The sequence below is a fragment of the Prosthecobacter sp. Pr1 genome, assembly GCF_057652315.1.
Map to the genome: position 1 here is coordinate 1 of NZ_JBYFBS010000029.1, position 20,136 is coordinate 20,136.

Annotated in this window: 12 protein-coding genes; 3 read left to right on the forward strand and 9 right to left on the reverse strand. The window is 60.4% G+C overall.

The genetic code is table 11. The annotated features are described in order from the left end of the window. Positions 1-112: 112 nt before the first annotated feature. From AC24GY_RS27600 to AC24GY_RS27610, 3 genes are all read right to left on the reverse strand, one after another. The gene (locus tag AC24GY_RS27600; protein ID WP_487689640.1) at positions 113-2,209 is read right to left on the reverse strand and encodes a LamG domain-containing protein; all 2,097 of its coding nucleotides are present in this window, start codon (positions 2,207-2,209) and stop codon (positions 113-115) included. A gap of 291 nt (positions 2,210-2,500) precedes the next feature. Then, positions 2,501-3,286 (reverse strand): sialate O-acetylesterase, encoded by a 786-nt coding sequence (locus tag AC24GY_RS27605; protein ID WP_487689643.1) that lies wholly within the window; start codon positions 3,284-3,286, stop codon positions 2,501-2,503. A 119-nt stretch (positions 3,287-3,405) separates the two neighbouring features. Further along, on the reverse strand, positions 3,406-4,236 hold the full coding sequence (locus AC24GY_RS27610) for an alpha/beta hydrolase (protein ID WP_487689647.1): 831 nt from the start codon (positions 4,234-4,236) through the stop codon (positions 3,406-3,408). Between the two features lie 123 nt (positions 4,237-4,359). Here AC24GY_RS27610 and AC24GY_RS27615 point away from each other — a divergent pair, with 123 nt between their 5' ends. Further along, entirely contained in the window at positions 4,360-5,598 is a 1,239-nt protein-coding gene (locus tag AC24GY_RS27615) for an NAD(P)/FAD-dependent oxidoreductase (RefSeq protein WP_487689650.1), read from the forward strand. An 863-nt stretch (positions 5,599-6,461) separates the two neighbouring features. On the opposite strand, the gene AC24GY_RS27620 is transcribed toward AC24GY_RS27615, so the two are convergent. The 3 genes from AC24GY_RS27620 to AC24GY_RS27630 all read right to left on the reverse strand — a co-directional run bounded on the left by AC24GY_RS27620 (position 6,462) and on the right by AC24GY_RS27630 (position 8,468). Further along, the gene (locus AC24GY_RS27620) at positions 6,462-7,598 is read right to left on the reverse strand and encodes a hypothetical protein (RefSeq protein WP_487689653.1); all 1,137 of its coding nucleotides are present in this window, start codon (positions 7,596-7,598) and stop codon (positions 6,462-6,464) included. Positions 7,599-7,671: 73 nt separating this feature from the next. Then, positions 7,672-8,307, reverse strand: a complete 636-nt coding sequence (locus AC24GY_RS27625; RefSeq protein WP_487689656.1) for a hypothetical protein — start codon at positions 8,305-8,307, stop codon at positions 7,672-7,674. Then, positions 8,304-8,468, reverse strand: coding sequence for a hypothetical protein (locus AC24GY_RS27630; protein ID WP_397383243.1), 165 nt, complete (start codon positions 8,466-8,468; stop codon positions 8,304-8,306). Before AC24GY_RS27630 ends, AC24GY_RS27625 begins: the two co-directional genes overlap by 4 nt. Positions 8,469-8,561: 93 nt before the next feature. Between AC24GY_RS27630 and AC24GY_RS27635 the strand changes: the two genes are divergently transcribed. After that, positions 8,562-12,347, forward strand: a complete 3,786-nt coding sequence (locus AC24GY_RS27635) for a tetratricopeptide repeat protein (protein WP_487689659.1) — start codon at positions 8,562-8,564, stop codon at positions 12,345-12,347. A 256-nt stretch (positions 12,348-12,603) separates the two neighbouring features. Beyond that, positions 12,604-14,673 (forward strand): elongation factor G, encoded by a 2,070-nt coding sequence (gene fusA, locus AC24GY_RS27640; RefSeq protein ID WP_487689662.1) that lies wholly within the window; start codon positions 12,604-12,606, stop codon positions 14,671-14,673. A 242-nt stretch (positions 14,674-14,915) separates the two neighbouring features. Here the strand turns inward: fusA and AC24GY_RS27645 are convergent, their stop codons facing one another. The 3 genes from AC24GY_RS27645 to gnd form a co-directional block, all read right to left on the reverse strand. After that, positions 14,916-15,113, reverse strand: coding sequence for a hypothetical protein (locus AC24GY_RS27645; RefSeq protein WP_487689665.1), 198 nt, complete (start codon positions 15,111-15,113; stop codon positions 14,916-14,918). Between the two features lie 45 nt (positions 15,114-15,158). Next, positions 15,159-18,380, reverse strand: a complete 3,222-nt coding sequence (locus AC24GY_RS27650; protein WP_487689668.1) for a hypothetical protein — start codon at positions 18,378-18,380, stop codon at positions 15,159-15,161. A 128-nt stretch (positions 18,381-18,508) separates the two neighbouring features. After that, a complete protein-coding gene (gnd, locus tag AC24GY_RS27655) occupies positions 18,509-19,951 on the reverse strand; it encodes a decarboxylating NADP(+)-dependent phosphogluconate dehydrogenase (protein WP_487689671.1) in 1,443 nt (480 codons plus the stop codon). Positions 19,952-20,136: the final 185 nt, after the last annotated feature.

Consider the following 20,136-nt stretch of genomic DNA (forward strand, 5'->3'; position numbering starts at 1 on the left):
ACGCTTTCCAGAATGAGCTAAAGCTCATAAGTACTTTCCTGGAACAGCACACAGAAAGTACTCACGAGCTTCAGCTCGTTCCGGGCGCACGGCGCGAAGCCCGGCCATTCACTCACGGCACTCCCAGCTTCGCGATCTCCTCCTTCTTCAGCGCCCGGTCAAACACCGCGATCTCATCCAGCCGCCCCTCCCAGTTCGAGTCATTGTCGCTCCGCCCGCCAAAGAAGCACTCATGCGGAGCTTTGGCCTCCTCAATCGCCCTCTCCGTCTCAAACTCCAGCGCGCCATTGAGGTAGCCACGCACCTGGTTCTTGTCGCGCACCAGCACCACATGCTGCCACTGCCAGCGCGGGATCTCGGTTTTGCCTGCCACGAGGCTCTTGTCGTTCGTGCCGCTGAAGAAAATCAACTTGCCCGTATGGCCACTCTTGCCGCCGATGCCGAGGTGATCTCCCATCACGCTGAGCCCATGATCCTGACCCCGGGAAAAAAGCCAGCCGCTGGTATCTCTCCCGTCATTCGGCATGCCATTCCAAAACCACAGCGAGACAGAGTACTGGCTCCCCAGCCCAGCGAGGCGTGACCGAATGCGTGCGCCGACCAGATGCGGTGCGCGGTTCACATCTCCCGCGCAAAAGCTCGCGGACTTGGGCCCTTCAAGGTAGTAGGCCACATCACGCTCATACACCGCATCATGCGCATGAGCGCTCGCATCCGCCGCCACCGGACCCGTGAACTCGTTCAGCCTCCAGTAAGCCGCCGGTTTCATCGCCAGCACCGCCTTGGCCGCTGCGCCATCGCTCAGCTTCCATTCGGCGCGCGGTTGGTCAGCCACGCGTTCCAGCGCCGCGATGGCCGCTCCCGCGATCTTCGGTTCCGCATTCACTTCCAGCCCGGCGGAGCGCGCCGCCCAGGTGTTGTACCCACCCCATGCATGCATCTCCGGCGGCGGGATGTAGCCATCACCCCCGTTCGCCAGTTCGATCACCATCGTGTGGGGCAGGGGACTCGCCGCTTTGATCTTCAGGCCCGTGATGGCATACGTTTCATTCGGCGTCGTCGCGATGCCGATGTCCCCAAGCCGCAGCCCTTGCACCACGATCTCCGTCTGCTGCCGCTCATTCAATAGGATCTGCTCCCGCGCATACACTTCCGTCGGTGTCTTCGCCAGCCGGTCGCCCACCTCCGTCATCACACGCTGCGCCCATTCCAGGCGCTGCTTGTCCGGCGTGCGGTACTTCATGATCATCCGCGTCTCCGTCATCGCCACCGTGGCCTTGTCGTCATACTTGATCCCCTCATACGCCTTCATCGCGATGTCGAGCAGGCCGTTCGCGTACTCATCCATGGTCGGCTTCGGTCGGTCCTTCTCCGGGATCGTGTAATCCGTGCGATAGATGTCCCCGCTGCAGCCATGCGACATCATGCCCACCATCTTGCCCTGCGGATCAATGCGCTTTTGCAAGCCATCCGAAAACAGACCGAAGTAGTCCGCGCCGATGTCCTTGTCGCCAAAGTAGTGCATCGAAAAATTCGCCAGCACCGCCAGCGGTTTGCCGTCCTTCGTTTGAATCGAGATCAGCGAAAGGTCTGGATCTTCCGGGCCGGACTCACCCGTCACATCATCCCAGTTGCGACCTGCATGCATGTTGGCCCGCACCGACTTGTTGCCAAAGGGATCTTCCACCACGCGGTCCGGCCGGCGAATCCACTGTCGCAGCGCCGTGAACTCCGCCGCATTCGCTTTGGCAAAACCGATGCGCGCAGGCACCATCGCAGCCTGCGCCGCGGCGATGGCCTCCACGAGTTTCTCCTTCAAAAACGGCACATAGTTCGGATCCGGATCCGTGCCCAGGCATCCCATGGAAGCCGGGGCGGAATGCGCATGCGTGGCGGAAATCAGCATGCGATCCGCCGGGATGCCCGTCTTCGCCGTCGCCATCTTCTTCGCATCATCCAGCACCTCGCGGCTCATCATGCAGCTGTCCGCCACCACGATCGCGATCTCCGTCTTGCCATCCGTCGCCACGATGGCACGCGCATGCACACGGGTCGTGATCTTGTCCACATAGCGGCTCAGCATCCCCCCATTCACCAGCACCGGCAGCTTCGGCGGCGTGATGTCGATGACAGCAGCCCCCGCTTTGAACTCAGCGTGGAGCGAGGTGGCAAGCAGCAGGACAGAGAGCGGAAAAATAAAACGCATCATGGTGCGCAGAATACGCCCCCCAGCCGAAGCCTTTTCCACCAAGGTGCCAGTGGGTCACATGAGTACCAAAGGCCAGTCGTTCCGTACTGGGAGTGAAACACTGGCGCTCCCAGTACGGAATGCCGCTCCGCACGGGCGCAGCTCTTTGCTGGGAGCGCTGGTTTTTAACCGGCTCTGGGCGAATGATCCTGCGCTCTCAATAGCGAATGGCAACGCGCCGCATGCCCCGCGCGGCGTGGTCCGCACTCTCCGAGTGCGGTCTGGAACTCAGCACCACCACTCCACCACCCCTCACTTCGTCATCTTCAAAAACGCCGCCGCATACCTCTTCCCCAGCTCACGATACGCCGCCGAATCAAAGTGCACCTTGTCCCCCTTGTGGTGCAGTCCTTCCGCCGTCACAAAGGCCGTGTGCGGCACCTCCTTCGGCAGATCCCGGTGCGCCTTGTCCACCAGCACCTTCTCAGGCGACCACGGCGCCTCGTCAAACACGCCCATCTGTCCCGCGATGAACGGCACCTCCGGCGCTTTCACCAGCTCACGCAGGCGCTTCACCAAATCACTCAGCTTGGCAGCATACGTCTCAGCCAGCCCCGCCTGTGAATCGCTCTCGCCTTGATGCCACAGAATGCCTTTGATCGTCCCCGCAGGCAGCGCCAGCTCCACACGCTTCACCATGTCATCCCACGGGTGGCTCTTCGTCGCAGGATAAAACACCCCCGGCTTCCACGTGTCGATCGGCGATCCACCCACCGCGCAGGGAATCAAACCAATCGTCACCCCCGGATTCGCCTCGGCAATGATCTGTCCAAACGTCTTGCCCAAACCCACACCCGCCGAGGGCTTGTCGAAGTGCATCGGATCCACCGCCGGCACCCACTTGCCCTCTTTGCTCAGCATCAGCACACGTGGATTCACCACCACATCCTGCGCCTCCACCACCCCACGCCCCGCCATGTTCGACTGCCCCACCAGCAGGAAAAGATGAAACTTATCCTTCGCAGGAAGGGACGCATCTTCGGCAGCAGCGAAGACAGTGACAAAGAGAGCCAGCAGGCAGATGAGTGGACGGATCATGGTCGGAAGAGTGAGAAGGTGAACGCGTGCGTGAATCTCTTTTTGCAGATTATGTGTGTTAGATAGGAATGCGGAGATGGCCGGATTTTTTCAACCAGACTCCAAGGAATGTTCACCCCTCACTTCAGCGTCTTCCGCAGCCACGCAATCAGCTGCTTCTGATAATCCGACCCCAGTTTCTCCCACCCGCCCATCCCATGAATCCCACCGGGCACGATGATGGTTTCGCAGCGGTTCCCCGCCGCCTTCGTCTTCGCTTCAAAATTCACACTCTGTGAAAGCGGCACCGTCTCATCCTTGTCCCCGTGGATTTGCAGAAACGGCGGCAGTCCGCTCTGGATGTGATTGATCGGCGAAATCTCCGCCAGCCTCTTCCTCGCCGCATCATTCAGCTCCTCCATGCCGATGAGTCCACCCAGGCCGCCCAGAGCCTTGCGTCGCTCCGCCTGCACCCCCAGATCATGCGGCGCATAAAACGGCACCACCGCCGCCACCCGCGTGTCACCTTGGCCCGTGACCCTCGCCCACGAAACGAGATGTCCGCCCGCGGACTCGCCAATCAGCGCGATGCGGTTCACATCCACCTTGTACTCCGCCGCGTGCGCCTTCACCCACTTGATCGCGCTCGCCACATCATCCGCACACGCCGGCCACGCATGCTGCGGCGCCAGCCGGTAGTTGATCGTGAACCACGTGAAGCCCGCCTTCGACAGCGGCTCAAACAGCGGCTTGATGAACGAATGCTTGTCACCCTTCGTGAAGCCCCCGCCATGCACCAGAATGCACGTCGCAAACGGCCCCTCTCCCTCCGGCACATATGCATCCAGCGTCAGCGACACATCGCCCGCCTTCGCAAACTCAATGTCCTGCTTCAGCCCAGGCATCGTGAAAGTGTCGGCCGCGTGGAGAGCGGTGGTCAGGAGCAGGGCGAACAGCAGGGCGGATTTCATGGTGCGTAACTAACGCCACTTGCAGCAGCGATTATCGTCAATTCCTCCAACTTCCCGATGCCGCAGCTGTGCGAAAGAAAGCCCCCGTGTTTGCTGTCTGGCAGGCGTATGCTCTAATGAAATATGAAACAACAGCGTGTCGTGATTCTCGGAGGTGGGTTTGCCGGTCTGGCCTGTGCCAAAGGATTCCCTGAAGAACGCTTCGCCGTCACACTCGTGGACCGCTGGAATCATCATCTCTTCCAGCCGCTGCTCTACCAGGTGGCCACCGGTGGCCTCGCCATGACCGACATCGCGCAGCCGCTCCGTTCCATTCTCTCCGATTACAAAAACGTCACCACCTTGATGGACGAGGTGAGCCGCATTGATCTCGATGCCAAACAGGTCCACCTGAAGGAGCAGGTGCTGGATTACGACTACCTCGTCATCGCCCTCGGTGCCAAGACCGGATACTTCGGCCACGATGAATGGGCCGCGCACACGCTCGGCCTGAAGAGCCTGGATGATGCCATGAAAATCCGCAAACAGGTGCTGCTCGCCTTTGAGCAGGCGGAGTGCTCGAATGATCCCCAGACAACCGCGCGCTTGCTCACGATGGTCATCGTGGGCGGTGGTCCCACCGGAGTCGAAATGGCCGGTTCCCTCGCCGAACTCGCGCAGCAGGTGCTCAAAGAAGACTTCCGGCGCATCGATCCCAGCTTGGCCAAAGTCCACCTCATCGAGGCCGGCCCCAAGCTGCTCGCGACTTTCCTCGGCGGACTGCCAGACTACGCCTGCAAGCATCTCGAGCACCTCGGTGTCACCGTGCATCTGAATTCACCCGTCAAAGAAGTCGGCGCAGGCTATGTCATCACCGGCGATCACCGCATCGAGACAGACACCGTCATCTGGGCCGCAGGCGTGGAGGCCAGCGGAATCACACGCACACTCGCAGGCGTGCCGCTGGATCGCGCCGGTCGCATCCAGGTTCAGCCAGACCTCAGCCTCCCCGGCCATCCCGAAGTCTTCGCCGCAGGCGATCTCGTGGCGCTCACAGACACCAAAGGCGTCCGCGTCCCCGGCGTCAGCCCTGCCGCCATTCAGATGGGCCACTTCATCTCCAAGACCATTCTCAGCGAAGGCATGTCCGTGCCCCGCTCATCCTTCACCTATCTCGACAAAGGCACCATGGCCACCATCGGCCGCAGCGCCGCCGTCGTCAGCTTTGCCGGCCTGCACCTTCGCGGCATGCTCGCCTGGCTCATGTGGCTCTTCGTCCATCTCCTCTTCCTCATGGGCATGCGCAATCGCGCCATCGTCTTCCTCCACTGGGTCTGGTCCTACATCACCTGGCAGCGCGGCGCACGGATCATTCAGCCCTGAACTCTACGGAGCGCGGAATTTATTCCGCAGCACTCCGCCGAAGCCCAAAACTCTTAACAGCACATCCCCCCTTAAAGCCGATGTCCCTCTTTTCTGCCGCAGCAACCCGGGGCGACAATCGGGTTAGAGCTGCAATGCAGAAGAGATAAAGCTTCAGCGGAGGGTGGGTGTTTGCGAGGTGCTGCGGACTGAAGTTCCGCGCTTCAAAGACCTTGATCACCAGCGCAGCCGCGCCACCCGGAGCACTAGGAGCGCGGACTTCCAGTCCGCAGCACTCCGCCGAAGCGCCAAGCTCTTAACGAGACAACAGACCCTTCAAGCCGAGGACTCTCTGCTCTGCCTCATGCGATGTGGTCAATAATCTGGTTATAGCCCCTCGAAAAACTCATTTCCTGCTAGAGCCGAAGCAGCATCCCCATTTGGACTGCGGTCGCGGAGTGAGGAACAGCCTGTCCTCCCGAATAACTTCAGGCTCTTCTAAGTACGTAGTTTGAGTTTTCAGCCCGTTCCGAAAGCCCCGCAACACCCCAGCCTCTGAAGCCAGCCAATGCACGTATTGTAGTACCGGCTTTAGCCGGATTCTGGAAGCTCACTTCGCGCAGACATCTGCCGAATAACCTCCCCCTGTTACTCTCCCTCCGTTCCACACTCTACCCGCCTTGAGTTCAGGTGCTTCGTAGCTTTAGCGAAGAAGGAAACGCAGCTACCGCTTTCGCCGGGCCAGCCAGCAAACGCGAACCATAAAGGCTCAAAAGCGGCAGCCGGTGCTTCTCCACCAGCCGGTCACCCCACGCCCACCACGAGACACTCGAAAGCGGCAGCCCACCACGAGACACTCGAAAGCGGCCGCTCATCGCAGCCCCTCACTTCACCTCAAACACCTTCGCATCCAGCACCTTGCCATCCTGCACCAGATCAATGCGATACTTCCCAACCGGCAGCCCCTTCTTCGCCGTCAGCGAAGAGTCGATCTGATCACTCACCGCTGCTTCCACATCCGCCGTCGCCAGCTCCTGGCTCTTCTCGCCTTCCACCTCCACCAGCACCCAGACAAACTGCACGCCTTTGGCCAGCGCCTTCTCCTTCAAGTTCCACCGCGCATGCAGCTCCGTGTCGTCAGTGGTAAAATACTTCACCTCCTTGCCGGGCTCGCCCTTGCCGTCATCCCGAAACAACTGCGAGGAGTCGAGCACCAGCTTCGTCTTCCCGGCCATCGGCGCGCCCACCTTCACCGTGAACTTCTCATGCGCCACCTCCTGCCCGTCGAGCTGCAGCGAGACCTCATGCGTTCCCGCAGGCCAGCCACCGGCCGGGATGAAGGCAAAATGAAAGGGCACGTTTTCCTTGTTCTCCTCCATGGTGAAGCTGCGCGTACCCACATCGTCCACCTTGCCATTCACCAGCCACGTAGCCTCCAGCCACGACGCTAGGCCCAGGTTGCCCACGCCTGCCAGGAAGACCTTGTCCAGGCCATCAAACTCATGCGTCTCATTCACCGGCTTGTGGTCCTCGTCCGCGCCTTTGGCCAGCGCGGCCTTCAGCAGCTTGCTCGGAATGGCCTCCTTCGGCGGCGCGACACGGAAGGGGAACTGCCCCAGCGGCTTTCCATCCAGGGTCACATCCGCGCGGTAGCACGCACCCACCGGCATCGGTTGCTTCGTCTTCATGTCAAAGCTCACAAACGTGTCCTCCCCAAACGAGAAGATCACCCCCTTGTTCACCGTCGCCACATCCACCTTCGCCTCCGCCATCAGATCCTCACGAAACATAAACTTCGCCGCCACCACCCCCGCCTTCGGCCTCCCCTTCAGCTCGATCGAAAGATACACCGTCTCATCCGGCTTAAAAAACTCCGCCACATCCTTCGGCGACCGATCATCCTCCTTAAACCCATGGCAATAAACCGCCTTCTTCAAATCCCCCTCCGCCGCCTGGATCGAAACGAGTGCGGCCGCCAAGTTGAAACCGAGCACCAGCAAAAGAACGAAAGGTGTTTTCATGTCCGCACCCAACCACACTTCATGCCGATCACAAGGCTCTTGAGGTGCTGGCATCGACACTTCCAGTCGATGATCACACCTTTGCCACTGCTTCAAGCCACACTCCGATGAGCTTGGACCAGTCCACAAACGAAATTTCGGTCTCCTTGAGTTGGAGATCCTTCAACATGACGGGCAGTTGTTTCTGAAAACGACGGTATTGGGTCACAAGTGCGGCTTTGCCTGGAAGCACCAGATTAGCGGGACTATGCGTGTTCAGCCAGTTGCGGACGTGGCCGATCACGGCACCTGGATCATTGCCGTGCGCACGAATATCTTGCCCCGCGATGTCAGAGAGATATTTCTGATAGCGATACGCTTCGACATCCAAAATCAGGGCACCTTTCTTCTGGTGCTGTGCACCGCCAAGTTTGGCCGCTCCAAGAAACAAGCCCAGCTCGAAGGGCATGTTGAAGCGCGGCAGCTTCGATTTGCGATCCATCTGTGTTCTGGAGATGTCGTGGATGCTCAGTCCACACTCCCCAATGATGCGAAGAATCTTTTCGACGCGTACCTCTGTGGCGCTGTCAGCTTCCAAGGCGCAGCGCGGCACGTAATCACAGACCTTGAGCACGAAGGCGATGGCGCGCAGCAGCGGCAGGTATTCGCCATCAAAAGGGCAGTTGATGAAGACTTGTCGCTGATAGTCGCGACCGCGTCTTGCTTTCACTTTGCGCTTTTCTTGGATGGTTGCTCCGCAGCGACTGCTTTCAGGACAGCCCTGCGCAGGCGATCTTCGGGAATGGTACCTTTCTGTGTCTGCGGGCGCAGCACCATCTCGACGCCGCCGATCTTGATGCGGGTAGGTGAGGCAGAGGATTGTTTAGCCATGGATCAAGATTCAATGCCCCCTGTAAAATGCAAATATGAAACGGGATTTCTTTTGCCAAGTTTACCGCGTCTCACCTATGATGGCTGTTACAGATGCCTAACCTGATCATTCACCTGCGACACACCGACGACGGCAGAATTCAGGCCACCCTCGACTCGCCGCATGGCACCCATGAGTTTCACGCAGAACAAGCTGCCTTTGACTCGCTGCTAAAAAAGACCACGGAACTCACCGAATCGTTCGAAGGTGGGAAGCGCCCCCTGGCAGATCCCGTCTCATTGAATGATCTGGGCTATCTGCTCAAAGACACCCTGCTAGGCACCCTCTGGGATCACATGCAGCAGGATATCAGCTCCTCTGACGGCACCCTGCTCATCTCCTCCTCCTTGCCTGCTCTGCTGAACCTGCCGTGGGAACTGCTACCCTCTCCCAGCAGCGCATTCCTCGTCGCGGATGGCCGCTGGGCCATCCGGCGGACCACGCGTGAGGCACTGGCAGCTCCGGGGCTTGGTCAGGTAGCATTGCCCTTGCGCATTCTCTTTGCAGCTTGCGCGCCCATTGATCAGAAGGGCCTCGACTATGAACGTGAGGAGGAGGCCATGCTGCGGCTGGCTGCCAAACTGGGAAACAAAGTCCACCTCAGCATCGCGGAAGCCGCCACGTTTGATGAATTGAGCAACCTCATTTCCGAACTGAAGCCACATGTGGTGCACCTGTCCGGCCACGGTATTGTGCAGGACGGTACCGGTTATTTTACCTTCGAGGACGAGCGCGGGCGCTCAGACCTGCGGGATGCTAGGAGCATGGCGGAGCAGTTGTTTGCCAATCGCGGCGTGCGCATGGTGTTTGTCAGCGGCTGCCAGTCAGCACAGGCTGCTTCCGCTGGAGTTTGTCAGACACTCACCGCTGCCGGGCATGTGCCGGTGGCCCTCGGCTGGGGCGCCAGTGTGGCGGACGGGCTGGCCACGGATTTTGCCAGCGTGTTCTATCACGAGCTTGCGGCAGGTCGCCCGGTCGATGCCTCGGTGGCCAAGGCTCGTCGTGATTTGTTTGGCAACGCACAATTCAAGGTGGGAGATGCGGTTCATTTCGATGCCTCTTTCATCCTGCCTCAAGTCTTCGCGGCAGATGCCACCGATGATTTCATCGATCAGTCAAAGCCCATGGAAAAGGTGGCGCAGGTCGGCGTTCGGTACGAGTTGCTGGGCGATGGCGTCGTGGGGCTGAAGGAGGGCTTTGTGGGCCGTCGGCGTCTGCTCCAGCGCCTCCGCCCGGGCTTGCGCGATGCGGATTTTCATGTGCTGCTGCTCACCGGAATGGGCGGCGCGGGCAAAAGCACGCTCGCCACCCGTCTCGCCAATCGTTGCCAGCAGGAATGCTTTCATGTGGTCGTGCTCAAAGCCAGTCGGAAAAACTCAGACGGCTTCGCTTTGCGGCTGGCGCAGGAGATCGGCTTCGCCTGCCAGCGGCTGGGGAAGCAGAAGGATTACGAGATGCTGAATGATGGGAAGCTGCCGCTGACGAACCGTCTGCGGCTGGCGGTGGAGGTTCTCAAGGAGTCGCGCATTTTGTTGGTGCTGGACAACCTGGAAGACCTCATGCCTCTGCCACCTGCGGTACCACGCTGGGCCAGCGAAGAACTGGCTGGATTCTTCGAGTCGCTCTTCGGCCGTCTGACCGGCGAAGGCCGCTGCATTCTCACCTGCCGTTATCTGCCAGAAGACTTTGACACCACTCAGCCAGGACGTGTCCATGAGCCATTGCCCGACTTCTCGGAGGCGGACTTCATCAAGTGCCTGACCCGCAATGTTCGCGTGGTGGAGCGCATGGCTGCCGGTGACATCTCGCGTGAATTTCTCTCCCTACTGCATTGCAAGATCGGCGGCACGCCGCGCTTCATCAAGCAGGCGGCGGATGTGCTGGCATCTGCAGACATCGGCCTATTGCAGCAGCAGTTGGAATCCGCACAGGACATGCAGGGGGATGATGCGCTGAATGAACTGCGGGGAAAATACCTGGAGGACATTTTTTTGCCGGAGCTCTACCAGGCGCTGGCTCCGGCGCACCGCCTTGCTCTCAGCCGGCTGGCGCTCGTGGATCTTCCGGTTTCCCTGGATGGCATGGCGCAGATCGGCGGTATGGCCGCGTCGGAAGCGTCTGAGGCCGCCGCCGCTATGCTGGCCCTAGGTCTGCTACAGCAACTGGGGGAGGAGAACGAGACGATGCTCTATGCCGTTTATCCGTTACAGCGCAGCTTCCTGTCCAACTCCGATCGGCTTTACCCTGAACTGGTTGTCGAGGCCCATCGTGCCGCTGCTGCTTTTTTCGAATCATGCCTCAAATCCAACCGTGATCAAGAATTGCGACTAGATGTCATGGCGGAGTTGCTTGCATGCCGACAACATGCAGAGGCAGGTGGAGACCGGGAACGGCAAGAATGGGCCACTGGAGGGATTTCTTTTATTCTCTACCGTGGGGGGGAATTCAGGGCGGTTGCTGCTTTGTTGGAGCCTTTGGCAGATGAAAAAGCTGATCCAAAAACACTAAAATTACTGGCAGACACATGTCAATCATTGGGTGAGTGGTCGAGAGCAAAGGGATTTTACCTTCAAGCACTGGCTAGGTTTGAATCCGCTGCCGACCTAGCCGGGGTGGCCGCAACTTGGCATCAGCTTGCGACAATTGAATTGAGCGAAGGCAACTACGCTGCGGCAAGGAAAAAGTTTAATAAGGCATTAGAGATGCAGCAAGCCATCGGCGACCAAGCGGGGGTGGCCGCAATATGGCATCAGCTTGCCTCAATAGAAATGAGAGAAAGTGACTACGAAGCCGCGAGAGTGGGGTTTGGTCGCTCGTTGGAAATTAGACAAGCCATCGACGACCGGGAGGGTGAAGCAGCAACTTGGCATCAACTTGGTACAATTGATGTGCAAGAAGGAAACTACGCCGCAGCAAGAGAAAAGTATCGGCGTTCGCTGGAGATCAAACAAGCCATTGGTGATCGAGCTGCGGAAACTGCGATATGGCATCAACTTGGCACGATTGATGTGCACGAAGGAAATTACGCTGCGGCAAGAGAGAAGTTTGGCCGTTCACTGGAGATCGAGCAAGCCATTGGCAACAGGGCTGGAGAGGCCGTGACATTGCATAGTCTCGCGTCGATTGAATTGAACGAAGGCAGTTATGCGGCTGCACGGGTAAATTTTGGTCGAGCGCTGGTGATGCTGCAAGCCATCGGTGATCAAGCGGGGGAAGCTGCGACGTGGCATCAAATCGCCTTAATTGATTTGAACGAAGGTCATTACGGCGCGGCGCGGGAAAATTTTGGCCGGGCGCTGGAGATGAGGCAAGCAATCGGCGACCGGGCGGGGCAGGCTGCGACGTTGCATAATCTTGGTGCTATTGCATTCAAGGAAGGAGACAACTCAGCGGCGAGGGAAAGGTTTGGTCGCGCATTGGAGATGACGCGAGCTATCGGCGACCGTGCCGGCGAAGCCTCATCGTGGCATAATCTTGCCACAATTGATTTGAACGAAGGAAACCATGCGGCGGCATGCGAGAAGTTTTGCCAGGCGATCGAGATAAGGCAGGCCATTGGCGATCGCGCTGGAGAGGCCAAAACGTTGGGACAGATCGGCTTCTTGGCTTGGGAGAATGCACGAAAAGGAACGGGCATTCGCTTACAGGCCATTGCGTTCATGCTGCTCAAAGAGATCGGTTCTGCTGAGCAGCAGGTGGCTTGGGAAAACGTCACCGGCATGGCGTCTGAGATAGGTCTCGATCAAGCCGGATTTGATGCCATGCTCGAGGATGCTTCACAGCACTATCGGCAGGACCGAGGACGTGGCCTGATTGACGCGGCGTATGAGGGCCCCTGATGAAAGCCGGGCATGTTGCCCCACATTGACAAATCTGCATTCGCATGCATTATTGTTATTGCGTCTTATGACACCCCGCGTTCTCAAAATAGTTCATTCAGCCCGGCTGCGGCCAGGGCTCGGGATGACTATGTCATAGAGGACAGAAGTCAGATATCGCTGCTATCCCCGGGAGCCCTGATTGCCGCCAGTCTGCATCAGGGCCTTTTCATATCCTTCCGGGGAGCAGCACGTTCACATCGAACCTCTGACTCTTATGAAACTCAATACGACTGATTCGGGCCGCATCCGCAACATTGGCATCGCCGCCCACATTGACGCTGGCAAAACCACGCTCACCGAACGCATTCTCTTCTATGCAGGCGCCATCCATGCCTGCGGAGACGTGCACGAAGGCAACACCACCACCGATTTCTCGGACATCGAACGCGAGAAGGGGATCACCATCTCCTCCGCCGCGGCTCCATGCTCGTGGACTCAGCAGCCCGTCGCAGGCCTCACCCGCCTCTTCACCGGGCAGCCTCATCGCCTCAACATCATCGACACCCCCGGCCACGTCGATTTCACCGCCGAAGTCGAACGCTCCCTCCGCGTGCTCGACGGCGCTGTCGCCGTCTTCTGCGGTGTCGGTGCCGTGCAGCCTCAAAGCGAAACCGTCTGGCGTCAGATGGATCGCTACCGCGTACCCCGCGTCGCCTTCATCAACAAGATGGACCGCCTCGGCGCGGACTTCCCGCGCGTCGTCAACGAACTCCAGACCAAGCTCGGTGCCACCGCCTGGCCCGTCCTCCTGCCCTGGGGGGCCGAATCCGCATTGCTCGGCCAGCTCGATGTCATCGAAGAGCGCGCCCTGCGTACCCATGCCGACTCGCCCACAGGTTTCACCGTGGAAGCCATTCCCACCGAATGGCTCACCGCCGTCGAATCCGCGCGTCGTGATCTCATTCAGGCTCTCGCCAGCCTCGACGATGAAATCGCCGAACTCTGGATCGAAAACCTCCCCGTGCCCGCGCAGGCACTCCGCACCGCGATCCGTCGTCAGACCCTCGCAGGCCGCTTCGTGCCCGTCATCGGCGGCAGCGCCTATAAACACATCGGCGTCTCCGCGCTGGTGGATGCCATCGTGGACTTCCTCCCTGCACCTGAAGAAGTGCAGCGCGTGAACGCCATCGATGCCCCCCTCGCGGCGCTCGCCTTCAAAATCGTGCGTCATCCGCAGGCAGGCCGCCTCGTCTATGTCCGCGTCTATTCCGGCACCCTCCAAAAAGGCACGCCGCTCCTCAATCCGCGCCTCGGCAAAACCGAGCGCTGCGGCAGGCTCCTCCGTGTCTTCGCGAACCGCCGCGATGAACTCGAAAGCGTGCAAGCAGGCGACATCTGCGCCGTCACCGGCCTCAACAACTTCAGCACAGGCGATACCCTGTGTCTGGTAGATCATGCCATCATGCTTGAGCCGCCCGTGTTCCCCGAACCCGTCATCAGCATGGCCATCGAGCCCGCGAAATCGTCCGACCAGTCACGTCTGGCCACGGCTCTCTCACGCCTCAGCGATGAAGACCCCACCTTCCGCGTCCGCACCCATGAGGAGACCGGCCAGTGCCTCATCTCCGGCATGGGCGAACTCCACCTCGAAGTGATCCGCGAAAAACTCCTGCGCGAGCATGGCGTCGAAACCATCGCTGGCGCACCCGAGATCGCGTGCCGTGAAACCATCACGCAAAATGCAGAAGCAGACCACTTGCTCAAAAAGCAAAACGGCGGCTCCGGCATGTTCGCACGCGTGAAGGTCACCGTGCAGCCTCTCGAACGCGGTGGCGGCTTCATCATCGAAGACGCCATCGTCGGCGGCAGCATCCCCTCCCAGTTCATGGGCGCGGTGCGCCGTGGCATCACCGAAGCCTCCGTCGCAGGCCCCCTGCGCGGCAGCCCGCTCGTCGATGTCCGCGTCCGCATCATCGACGGCGCCTTCCACGCCAAGGACTCCAACGACCAGGCCTTCCGCATGGCCGCTGGCGAAGCCCTCCGCGAAGCCGTGCGCCTCGCCGCCCCCGTGCTGCTGGAGCCCGTCATGCAGGTCGAATGCACCGTCACCGACGAGCACCAGGGCGACATCCTCGGCGATCTCAACCGTCGCCGCGCCCGCATCACCGGCATCGACCACCGCGGCACCGAATCCGGCATCCTCGCCGAGGTCCCCTTGGCAGAGATGTTCGGCTACGCCGGAGCCATTCGCAGCCTCTCACGCGGCCGCGCCAGCTACTCGATGGTCCCCACCAGCTACGAAGTAGTCCCCGCCTCCGTCCTCCCCCGCATGCTCAAAGCATAACCTAGTCCCCCCACGCGGAGCCCGTCTCGAAAGAGCCGGGCTCCGTTTTTATATCGTTAACAGGCCAAAAGATGCTCAAGCAATCAAGCCTCTCGCCGAAGCAAAATCGTCCTCGTCCTCGTCCTCCTACTCGAACTCGTCCTCGATCCTATCGCGCCGCTTCAGCCAACACCTTCAATCCTCCATTAGCCTCCGCCGCAGTCAGCCCGTGTATTCGTCGAATCAATGGCAGCTCAACAGTCTCACATTTTTGCATACATGAAAATCTCCTTCACCCTCTGCTGCACCTGCTCCTCACTCCAATCAGGATGCTGCTGTCTCAACCGCGCCGCTTTGAGCCTGCGCGCATCCCAGTACATCTGAAAGGCGACGCGCAGCTTCTGCGCGCCAGTCATGCTGCGAAGGATGGCGATGTATTCAGGTGTGAGGTTGGAGGACATGGGGGAAGGGTAGTACAATGAGAACTGCTTCACACAAAAAGGCATCTACCACTCCTCCGCAGCAGCCTCCGCATCCGCCAGTTCCTCCCTCCGTCTCCAGTAGCCGTGCTTCTCGATCAACGCGCGCGCCTTCGCGAGTTCGGCCTTGGGGTCGACACCTGAATAATGCGTCCTTCGGCATTCGTCATTCGAGCTTCCCACCAAGCGTGCGCGATGCAGATGCACATCCGCGAGGAAGAGCGGCATCGGTCCGCGCTCGGCGATCTGCTGCGCCTCGGCCAAGGCACGGCTGACGGCGGCCGCGTCGCCGCAAAGGTGGTGATGAAGCGCCGCAGTGAGCAGAGCGCGGAGGACGTAGTCGATCTGGCCGGCTTTACGGAGGCCGTCGAGGGCGTGTTGGCATGGATGTCGTCTGTCTCCGCTACGCTCCGGCTCCTGACTTCTGAATCCGGCTGCAAAGCCGCGAGGCGATCCCCGAGTCGGATCCAGCAGCGCTCGATAGAGGGTCACTCCCGCGAGGGTGAGGTGGTCCAGAGCTTTGGAGAAGAGAGAGCCGTATTGCTGACCCCAAGCTGCTGTTCTAGTCGCCCGCCGCTCGGCTTCAGCGAGAGCAAGGTTGTCCTCTCGCTCCGAGAGAGGAACGGAGGATTCGTCCAAAGCTGCCGAATTGGGCGGTTCGTAAGTCTGGCTGGCTGGCAAAGCGCTCCGCTCATCTAGCGGGGCGAGATGGCTACTTTGCGAAATTGCAGCTTTCCACGCCGCGCGTTCGGCTGGGGCTAGGATCAGATCGCAGTAGCGGAAGCCCCAAAGCGAGTAGAGCAGGTCGAACTGGGGCTGATTCTTGCACTGGAGAGCCTCGGCCTGCTCGAAGAGGCGGCGCGCCTCCTCCCGTTCCCCTCTGTAGTGCAGGGCATCTGCGGCGGTAGTGCGACGCGCCATCTGCTGGAACGCATCGTCGCTGCGGTCGGCAAACTTAATGGCCTGGCGTCCATAGGCCACCGCCTCCTCGACTAGACCCAGCGTCACTTCCAGTTCGCTGAGGTTGCTGGCACTGATCGCTGCATTCTGCCAATCCTGCTTATTGACACGGCTATCCATCCCGACGCGCATTGGCTCCACTGCCTCGGTGAGGCGTCCAAGGGAGCGGAGGTGAAAGGCGGCTTCGTTCAGTAGCCAAGCCTGAGCGACGGCGCTGAGGTTTGCCGAGAGACGGCTCCACGGTTCGTCGAAGAACGCCGCCACCGCCCCCAAATCCGCGCCGGTGGCTCCGAGTTGCTTCATGCTGTAGTTGCCGCCGTTCCCCGTCCCCCGCAGGATGCGGTCGACGTAAACCTTCTCGCAGGCCTCCTGCTGCCGCGCGGCGAGACACCCATGCACCACCGCCTGATAGAGCGGCTGCAAGCCCTCCAGCGTGGCGGGCTGATGTTCGGTGCTGGCGCACAGATGATCGAACAAGCGGGAGTGCGCGGCTTTGAAGCCCTCTTCCTGCTTCTCACGCAGTTGCTTGGCGAAGTATTCGCGGATCAGAGGATGCACGTCCACCGTCACCTCGTGGGCCTCGGGGCGCGGGGCAAAGCTGCCCTCCTCTATTGGCGGGAAGCGGAGCTGTATGAGATGGGCTTCGTGCAAGCGCAGCAGCACAGCGTTCCAGGCGTCGTCGCTCAGCGGCACGAGCTGGTCCGTGAGGCCGGGGATGGCGGGGGCCTTTCTCAAGGCGGCGAAGCAGTCGGGACTGGCTGGGCGGTCAAACAGGCCGGTGAGGCGCAGGGCTTGCACATCGGCGGCATTGCCAGCGGGCGAGGCGAGCCATTGCTCATAGGCCTCCAGCACGTGCCAGGCATTGCGGGTGATGGTCTGGTTGCGGTTGTCGTTGGCACGTTCAAGCTTGATCTGGCTGCGCACGCGGATGTCGCCGCCTTTCACAAAGAGGAAGCGACCCAGCACGATGAGGCTCAAGGCGTGGCAGGCGTAGTCTTGGGCGGCTTCCTTGAGTTCCTCGTCGGTGCCGATGATTTGCATCTTACGCAGCAGGGCGATGGCGAACTCGACGGGGAGCTCTTCGAGGTCGTGCTGGCGCGTGGGGGTGGTATCGCCGCAGGTGAAGTCAGTGAGGGCCTGACGGCTGGAGATGATGCAGAGCCCGGGATTGCGCTGGGCGAGCATGCCGAGCAGTTCGCGCAGGTCGGGATCGATGATCTGCCCGGCTTGCGGGTGATTGAGCGGATATTGCAAGGGCTCCAGGCCATCGAGCACCAGCAGGCTGCGCTGCGCCTGAATGAGCTGGGCGAGGCGCGCGGCCTTGTCCTGCGGGTTCTCGGGAGCGGGATCGCCGAAGTGCTTCAGCGCGCTCTGGAAGAAGGTGCCGACGCTGGCGGCCCCGGCGTGGGTGGCATCGTCGCTGCGGGTGCCTTGATCGTAGAAGGTCCAGTCAAAGTAGGCGATGGGATCGGGCTGGCCTTCGGCATTCTGCCAGCCCTTCTGGATGAAGCGGCTCTGCACCCAATACGCCAGCAGCGCCGTCTTCCCCACGCCGCCCCAGGCGATGACGGAGAGTATGTTCGTGGTGCGCGGCCCCGTCCATGCCTCGTCGAGCAGTTCGAGTTCTTTGTCGCGACCCAGGAAGTCGGCGGCGGTGTGGCGGGAGATGAGACGCGTAGGGGCGAGGCGTTGCTGCGGCTGCTGAGCGGGCAGGATGTCGTGCAGATCCCCGATAAGCTGGCCGAGCAGGTCATCAACAACGGTGAACGGGCTGGGGTGCCTTTGTGGGCGGCCCTTGAGCAGACGCTTCAAATGCTGCGCCTGACCGGATGCAGCGTCAGGTGTGGCATAGACGAAGAGCGGCACGCCGTGATGCAAGGCCATGTAAGCCTCGAACTGCGTGAGTGAGATGCCAGAGCCACCACCGAACTCAGCCAGAAGCTCAGGCTGCTTGTTCAAGAATGAACGTCCGCCGGGCTCGGCGGCGATGTGGGCCAGGTAATCGGGCACATCGTCCGGCGAATCGGCATCGGCCAGATGGCCGGGCATTTTTCCGACAAGGTGGATCACTGCATCGCAGTTGCGGATATACTCATCCAGCTTCTCCAGCGTGCCTCCGCTGGTCTGGCGGAAGTCCTCCTGCACCTTCACCTCGCAGTCGGCAGCAGTGAGATGGCGCCTCAGCTTGGAGCGAAGACCAGGGAAGGGGGCCGTCGACTTTTCAAACTCACCGGAAACGGTGGAGATGAAGATGCGATTTCCTTTTCCGGGCTTTTCGGAGACGGCCATAGGTTCATCATAGACATGCATCCTCAGAACGCAAGAAAGGCGGCCGGGTCACCCCAGCCGCCTTCAAAGTAGTCCAGTTGCGCCGCAACTGGAGTCAGGAGCACGAGTTGCACAGCAACTCGGCAACTTTAGCCAATCACCTCAGGCCATTCCGTATGGAACATCTGCCCCTCTGGCTTGTCCGTGCGCTCATAGGTATGAGCACCGAAGAAGTCGCGCTGGGCCTGCAGCAGGTTCGCTGGCAGGCGGGCGGCGCGGTAGCTGTCGTAGTAGCCGAGGCTGGCGCTGAACGCAGGGACGGGGATGCCGTTCAAGGTGGCGATGCTGACCACTTCACGCCAGTTCTGCTGCGTGGTGCTGAGCACGTCCTTGAAGAACGGGTCCAGCATCAGGTTGGCCAGGCTGGCGTTCGTGCGATACGCATCGGTGATGCGGTTCAGGAAACGGGCGCGGATGATGCAACCCCCGCGCCAGATGGCGGCGATGCGGCCCAGATCCAGCTTCCAGTCCTTCTTCTCACCCATGGTCTTGATGAGGTCTAGGCCCTGCGCGTAGCTGATGATCTTGGAGGCGTAGAGGGCGTCGTGCACTTTCTTCACCAGCTCAGCCTTGTCCGTGGTGATGTTCACAGTCGGGCCGGTGAGCTGCGTGCTGGCAGCCACGCGCTGCTTCTTCTGGCTGGAAAGAATGCGCGCTTCCACAGCGGCGTTGATGGTGCTGATGACCACCGCGTTTTCAGCGGCGTTGAGCAGCGTCCACTGGCCCGTGCCTTTCTGGCCGGCCTTGTCCACGATGAGTTCCACCACGGACTTGCCGGTCTCAGGATCCTTCTGCTCCAGCGCTTTGCCGGAGATCTGGATCAGGTAGCTCTGCATGTCGCCTTCGTTCCACTCGTTGAAGATGGCGGCCATCTCGTCGGTGGTGAATCCCGCGTGCTTGAAGATGTTGTAGGCTTCGCAGATCAGCTGCATGTCGCCGTACTCGATGCCGTTGTGAATCATCTTCACGTAGTGACCCGCGCCGCCAGGGCCGATGTGGATCACGCAAGGCTCGCCGTCCACTTTCGCGGCGATGCTTTCAAAGATCGGCTTCATCACTTCCCACGTGGAGGCAGGGCCGCCGGGCATGATGGAGGGGCCTTTGCGTGCGCCTTCTTCACCACCGGAAACACCCGCGCCGATGAAGCGGAGTCCCTTGCCTGCGAGGTAGGCGTCACGGCGCTCCGTCGTCTGGTAGAAGCTGTTGCCGCCGTCGATCACGATGTCGTCCTTGTCCAGAAGCGGGATGAGCTGCTCGATCACCGCGTCCACGGCGTCACGGTCCGTGTCCTTCACGGCGGTGGATTTCACCATGATGTGAATCTTGCGCGGCGTGGCGAGGCTCTGCACGAAGTCTTCCAGCGTGTGGCAGCCCACGAGGGCCTTGCCGGGGTGTTTGGCCACAAATTCATCCGTCACGCTGGTCGTGCGGTTAAAGACGCTCACCTGGAAGCCGCGGCTTTCCACGTTGAGAACGAGGTTTTGGCCCATCACAGCGAGGCCGATCAATCCGAAGTCACTTTTTTTGCTCATATTTAGGGGCCGCAGACATACCCCCCGGCCCCCGTTTGGCAAAGGGGATTTTCCTCATGGCTGGCATGAGCCGGATTGATGGAATCGGCACGATTTTGCAGTTGTGCCGCCCTCGCGCCTTCGTTTATCCCTGCACACCTCGCGTTTCACCCTGCATCCTCATGCACTGCCACGTTGCCCAAAAT